Consider the following 5,423-nt stretch of genomic DNA (forward strand, 5'->3'; position numbering starts at 1 on the left):
TGTGTGCGTGTGTTCTTTGAGAACTCAATAGTGTGTTGATGAATGTCAGTGCCAAATATTTGATTTGGTTTCGGTTCTTCATACCCCCGTGTGGAGGACTGAACATTTAAGTCAGCTAAATTCCAGCTGGCGATTTGTTTTGCTGGGTTTTCGGACTCTGGTTTGTACTTTTGATTGCGCCTTCGGGTGTGATTGTGAGTCTTCAACGGAGAGTTTGATCCTGGCTCAGGACGAACGCTGGCGGCGTGCTTAACACATGCAAGTCGAGCGGTAAGGCCCTTCGGGGTACACGAGCGGCGAACGGGTGAGTAACACGTGGGTGATCTGCCTTGCACTCTGGGATAAGCCTGGGAAACTGGGTCTAATACCGGATATGACCTTCGGTTGCATGACCGGGGGTGGAAAGATTTATCGGTGCAAGATGAGCCCGCGGCCTATCAGCTTGTTGGTGGGGTAATGGCCTACCAAGGCGACGACGGGTAGCCGGCCTGAGAGGGCGACCGGCCACACTGGGACTGAGACACGGCCCAGACTCCTACGGGAGGCAGCAGTGGGGAATATTGCACAATGGGCGGAAGCCTGATGCAGCGACGCCGCGTGAGGGATGACGGCCTTCGGGTTGTAAACCTCTTTCGACTCCGACGAAGCGAGAGTGACGGTAGGAGTATAAGAAGCACCGGCCAACTACGTGCCAGCAGCCGCGGTAATACGTAGGGTGCGAGCGTTGTCCGGAATTACTGGGCGTAAAGAGCTTGTAGGCGGTCTGTCGCGTCATCTGTGAAAACTTGGGGCTCAACCTTAAGCTTGCAGGCGATACGGGCAGACTAGAGTACTTCAGGGGAGACTGGAATTCCTGGTGTAGCGGTGAAATGCGCAGATATCAGGAGGAACACCGGTGGCGAAGGCGGGTCTCTGGGAAGTAACTGACGCTGAGAAGCGAAAGCGTGGGTAGCGAACAGGATTAGATACCCTGGTAGTCCACGCCGTAAACGGTGGGTACTAGGTGTGGGTTTCCTTCCACGGGATCCGTGCCGTAGCTAACGCATTAAGTACCCCGCCTGGGGAGTACGGCCGCAAGGCTAAAACTCAAAGGAATTGACGGGGGCCCGCACAAGCGGCGGAGCATGTGGATTAATTCGATGCAACGCGAAGAACCTTACCTGGGTTTGACATACACCGGAAACCTGCAGAGATGTAGGCCCCCTTGTGGTCGGTGTACAGGTGGTGCATGGCTGTCGTCAGCTCGTGTCGTGAGATGTTGGGTTAAGTCCCGCAACGAGCGCAACCCTTATCTTATGTTGCCAGCGCGTAATGGCGGGGACTCGTGAGAGACTGCCGGGGTCAACTCGGAGGAAGGTGGGGACGACGTCAAGTCATCATGCCCCTTATGTCCAGGGCTTCACACATGCTACAATGGCCGGTACAGAGGGCTGCGATACCGTGAGGTGGAGCGAATCCCTTAAAGCCGGTCTCAGTTCGGATCGGGGTCTGCAACTCGACCCCGTGAAGTTGGAGTCGCTAGTAATCGCAGATCAGCAACGCTGCGGTGAATACGTTCCCGGGCCTTGTACACACCGCCCGTCACGTCATGAAAGTCGGTAACACCCGAAGCCGGTGGCCTAACCCTTGTGGAGGGAGCCGTCGAAGGTGGGATCGGCGATTGGGACGAAGTCGTAACAAGGTAGCCGTACCGGAAGGTGCGGCTGGATCACCTCCTTTCTAAGGAGCATTTCTCCACGGACACCCGAATAGTCGGGATGGTAAACGTCTTGTGGCAGAGGCCATTTCGGAAGCGAATGTTTTCCGATGGTTGCTCATGGGTGGAACGCTGACAATCTCCATCACGTATGGCCGCAGCCGAGTCTGTGGTGCTGGTGGATATATCAACACACTGTTGGGTCCTGAAAGAACAGACGTTCTTTCCAGGCAAAAAATACGATCTGCTCGGATTTTCTGAGATACTGCCGGTTTGGCCGGTGAGTCCTGATGTTCGATTCGAGTGGGTGTGTTGTTTGAGAACTGCACAGTGGACGCGAGCATCTTTGTTTTGTAAGTTTTTAAGAGCGTACGGTGGATGCCTTGGCACCAGGAGCCGATGAAGGACGTAGGAGGCTGCGATAAGCCTCGGGGAGCTGTCAACCGAGCTGTGATCCGAGGGTGTCCGAATGGGGAAACCCAGCACGAGTGATGTCGTGTTACCCGCACCTGAATATATAGGGTGTGTGGAGGGAACGTGGGGAAGTGAAACATCTCAGTACCCACAGGAAGAGAAAACAACATGTGATTCCGTGAGTAGTGGCGAGCGAAAGCGGATGAGGCTAAACCATGCGTGTGTGATAGCCGGCAGGCGTTGCACGTGTGGGGTCGTGGGGCTCACTTTCTTGTCACTGCCGTGGCGAGCAACAGTCAGAAAAGTTCGTGTTAGCTGAATTGGTCTGGGACGGCCAACCGTAGACGGTGAGAGTCCGGTAGGCGAAAACATGTTCTCTGTTGTAGTGGGTGCCCGAGTAGCAGCGGGCCCGTGAAATCTGCTGTGAATCTGCCGGGACCACCCGGTAAGCCTGAATACTCCCTGGTGACCGATAGCGGACTAGTACCGTGAGGGAAAGGTGAAAAGTACCCCGGGAGGGGAGTGAAATAGTACCTGAAACCGTGCGCTTACAATCCGTCAGAGCCTCTGCACAGCTTGCTGTGGGGGGTGATGGCGTGCCTTTTGAAGAATGAGCCTGCGAGTTAGTGGCATGTGGCGAGGTTAACCCGTGTGGGGTAGCCGTAGCGAAAGCGAGTCCGAATAGGGCGTGTGAGTCGCGTGTTCTAGACCCGAAGCGGAGTGATCTACCCATGGCCAGGGTGAAGCGACGGTAAGACGTCGTGGAGGCCCGAACCCACTTAGGTTGAAAACTGAGGGGATGAGCTGTGGGTAGGGGTGAAAGGCCAATCAAACTCCGTGATAGCTGGTTCTCCCCGAAATGCATTTAGGTGCAGCGTCGCGTGTTTCTCACCGGAGGTAGAGCTACTGGATGGTCTAGGGGGCCCACAAGCTTACCGAAATCAGCCAAACTCCGAATGCCGGTGAGTGAGAGCGCGGCAGTGAGACTGCGGGGGATAAGCTTCGTAGTCGAGAGGGAAACAGCCCAGATCGCCGGCTAAGGCCCCTAAGCGTGTACTAAGTGGAAAAGGATGTGGGATTGCGCAGACAGCCAGGAGGTTGGCTTAGAAGCAGCCACCCTTGAAAGAGTGCGTAATAGCTCACTGGTCGAGTGATCCTGCGCCGACAATGTAGCGGGGCTCAAGTACACCGCCGAAGCCGCGGCAGTCGCACAATACATCCACATCGGATTACGGTCTGGTGTGCAGTGGTGTGGCTGGGTAGGGGAGCGTCGTGTAGCCAGGGAAGCAGCGGGGTGACCTAGTTGTGGAGGCTGCGCGAGTGAGAATGCAGGCATGAGTAGCGAAAGACGAGTGAGAAACTCGTCCGCCGAATGACCAAGGGTTCCTGGGCCAGGTTAATCCGCCCAGGGTGAGTCGGGACCTAAGGCGAGGCCGACAGGCGTAGTCGATGGACAACGGGTTGATATTCCCGTACCCGTGTATCCGCGCCCAATGGCGAATCATCTGTGCTAAGTGCCCAAAACCTGATGGACCTCCTTCGGGAGGCCGGATGGGGCTGCGCACGACCCTGGGTGTAGTAGTCAAGCGATGGGGTGACGCAGGAAGGTAGCTGGGCCAGTCAGTGGTTGTACTGGTGTAAGCCTGTAGGGCGTTGTGTAGGCAAATCCGCACAACATACAGCCTGAGAGGTGATGCGTAGCCGATTGAGGCGAATTCAGTGATCCTATGCTGCCGAGAAAAGCCTCTAGTGAGTTGGTACACGGCCCGTACCCCAAACCGACACAGGTGGTCAGGTAGAGAATACTAAGGCGATCGAGAGAACTGTGGTCAAGGAACTCGGCAAAATGCCCCCGTAACTTCGGGAGAAGGGGGGCCCGAGCTGGTGACCGGCTTTACGCCGTGAGCTGGTTTGGGCCGCAGAGACCAGAGAGAAGCGACTGTTTACTAAAAACACAGGTCCGTGCGAAGTCGTAAGACGATGTATACGGACTGACGCCTGCCCGGTGCCGGAAGGTTAAGAGGACCGGTTAGCGCTTCGGCGCGAAGCTGAGAATTTAAGCCCCGGTAAACGGCGGTGGTAACTATAACCATCCTAAGGTAGCGAAATTCCTTGTCGGGTAAGTTCCGACCTGCACGAATGGCGTAACGACTTCTCTGCTGTCTCGACCACAGACTCGGCGAAATTGCATTACGAGTAAAGATGCTCGTTACGCGCGGCAGGACGAAAAGACCCCGGGACCTTCACTATAGCTTGGTATTGGTGTTCGGTACGGTTTGTGTAGGATAGGTGGGAGACTGTGAAACGGGCACGCCAGTGCTCGGTGAGTCGTCGTTGAAATACCACTCTGATCGTATTGGACCTCTAACCTCGGGCCATGATCTGGTTCAGGGACAGTGCCTGGTGGGTAGTTTAACTGGGGCGGTTGCCTCCCAAAATGTAACGGAGGCGCCCAAAGGTTCCCTCAGCCTGGTTGGCAATCAGGTGTCGAGTGCAAGTGCACAAGGGAGCTTGACTGTGAGACAGACATGTCGAGCAGGGACGAAAGTCGGGACTAGTGATCCGGCACCGGCAAGTGGAAGCGGTGTCGCTCAACGGATAAAAGGTACCCCGGGGATAACAGGCTGATCTTCCCCAAGAGTCCATATCGACGGGATGGTTTGGCACCTCGATGTCGGCTCGTCGCATCCTGGGGCTGGAGTAGGTCCCAAGGGTTGGGCTGTTCGCCCATTAAAGCGGCACGCGAGCTGGGTTTAGAACGTCGTGAGACAGTTCGGTCTCTATCCGCCGCGCGCGTTGGAAACTTGAGGAAGGCTGTCCCTAGTACGAGAGGACCGGGACGGACGAACCTCTGGTGTGCCAGTTGTCCCGCCAGGGGCACGGCTGGTTGGCTACGTTCGGAAGGGATAACCGCTGAAAGCATCTAAGCGGGAAGCCTGTTCCAAGATGAGGTTTCCCACCACCTAGAGTGGTTAAGGCCCCCTACAGACCATGGGGTTGATAGGCCGGAACTGGAAGCACAGTAATGTGTGGAGGTGACCGGTACTAATAGGCCGAGGGCTTACCAAACGAAGATTGCTACGCGTCCACTGTGCAGTATCTGAAACAACACACAGATACAGAAGACACCACGCAAACCAGGAAACAATACTGGGGAGTGTGGGTGGCTCTCTGTGGATAGTTTCATAGAGTTACGGCGGTTATAGCGGCAGGGAAACGCCCGGTCCCATTCCGAACCCGGAAGCTAAGCCTGCCAGCGCCGATGGTACTGCACTCGACAGGGTGTGGGAGAGTAGGACACCGCCGGAACATA

The 5,423-nt window shown here is 56.0% G+C and carries 1 protein-coding gene and 3 rRNA genes; 3 read left to right on the forward strand and 1 reads right to left on the reverse strand.

What is annotated here, in order from left to right:
* Positions 1-206: hypothetical protein (locus tag NGR01S_RS32065; protein WP_218020846.1), on the reverse strand; the 206-nt coding region annotated here is incomplete at its 3' end.
* On the opposite strand from NGR01S_RS32065, the gene NGR01S_RS29695 reads away from it, so the two are divergent.
* The 3 genes from NGR01S_RS29695 to rrf all read left to right on the forward strand — a co-directional run bounded on the left by NGR01S_RS29695 (position 203) and on the right by rrf (position 5,419).
* Positions 203-1,719 (forward strand): 16S ribosomal RNA (locus NGR01S_RS29695). The genes NGR01S_RS32065 and NGR01S_RS29695 overlap by 4 nt on opposite strands.
* A gap of 328 nt (positions 1,720-2,047) precedes the next feature.
* A 23S ribosomal RNA gene (locus tag NGR01S_RS29700) occupies positions 2,048-5,179 on the forward strand.
* Between the two features lie 123 nt (positions 5,180-5,302).
* Positions 5,303-5,419: ribosomal RNA gene (gene rrf, locus NGR01S_RS29705) — 5S ribosomal RNA — on the forward strand.
* Together the 16S, 23S and 5S rRNA genes form the textbook arrangement of a ribosomal RNA operon.
* The last annotated feature ends 4 nt before the right edge of the window (positions 5,420-5,423 follow it).

This window comes from Nocardia grenadensis NBRC 108939 (assembly GCF_001613445.1).
In the GTDB taxonomy this organism is placed as follows: domain Bacteria; phylum Actinomycetota; class Actinomycetes; order Mycobacteriales; family Mycobacteriaceae; genus Nocardia; species Nocardia grenadensis.